The sequence below is a fragment of the Faunimonas sp. B44 genome (assembly GCF_052655945.1).
The window spans coordinates 1-542 of record NZ_JBQYEX010000057.1 but is presented as its reverse complement, the minus strand read 5'-3'; the positions used below and the strand labels follow the sequence as shown (position 1 = coordinate 542).

Sequence of the window (542 nt, the reverse complement as noted above, 5' to 3'; positions counted from 1 at the left end):
CTAGGTCCTGTACCCATAACGGGATTCCCGAAGCGGGCAGAAGGTGATTCAACCTCCTGATTGGAGGTTGCCATGGCACGATACGATCTGAGCGAGGCTGAGTGGCGTCTGATCGCGCCGCTGCTGCCGAACAAGCCCCGCGGCGTGGCGCGGGTGGACGACCGCCGGGTGATCAACGGCATCTTCTATGTGCTGCGGACGGGCTCGCCGTGGCGCGACCTGCCGGCGCGCTATGGGCCAGTGACCACCGTCTACAATCGCTACAACAGATGGGCCAAAGCGGGTGTGTGGCTGAGGGTCTTCGAAGCGCTGGCTGCGCAGTCGCCGCAGTCGCTTCACCTGATCGACAGTTCGATCGTGCGCGCCCACCAGCACGCCGCCGGCGGAAAAAAGGGGGCCCGGATCACGCCATCGGCCGTTCTCGTGGAGGACTGAGCACCAAGATCCATGCCGTCGTCGACCAGGACGGCCTGCCCGTCCGCCTCCTCGTGACGCCCGGCCAAGCCTCCGACAAGGCAGCGGTCCCGGATCTTCTCGCCGGG

The 542-nt window shown here is 66.1% G+C and carries 1 pseudogene; it reads left to right on the top strand.

Going from position 1 to position 542, the window contains the following annotated elements:
* Positions 1-72 precede the first annotated feature (72 nt).
* Positions 73-542, top strand: a pseudogene (locus ACUN0C_RS20230) (IS5 family transposase); the annotation flags it as partial.